Raw genomic sequence first — 262 nt, 5'->3', positions numbered from 1 at the left:
AGCAGCACGCAGGGCCGGGTGTCGGGATCGCCCCAGGTGTAGACGGTCAGCTGCTCGCGACCGAGCGGCAGGCGATGGATGCGCGCGCCGCCGGTGTCGGCATTGCGGCCGCGTTCGCGCGAGGCCGACATCGGCGTGCCGAAGAGGTCGAACGCACGGTGCAGCGTGCCCGCGGGCGCCAGCCAGCTGCCCAGCCGGAACCGCCAGCGCAGCAGCGCGAGCCCGGCATGGTTTCGAACGGTCGTGCTATTTGAGGACGCGG

Annotated in this window: 1 protein-coding gene; it reads right to left on the bottom strand. The window is 72.5% G+C overall.

What is annotated here, in order from left to right:
• Nucleotides 1–262: hypothetical protein (locus SB660_RS21530; protein ID WP_410584445.1), on the bottom strand; the 262-nt coding region annotated here is incomplete at both ends.

Origin of the sequence: Bacillus sp. SIMBA_005 (assembly GCF_046535585.1) — a bacterium.
Taxonomy (GTDB): domain Bacteria; phylum Bacillota; class Bacilli; order Bacillales; family Bacillaceae; genus Bacillus; species Bacillus pumilus.
This window is presented reverse-complemented; position numbering and strand designations above follow the sequence as displayed.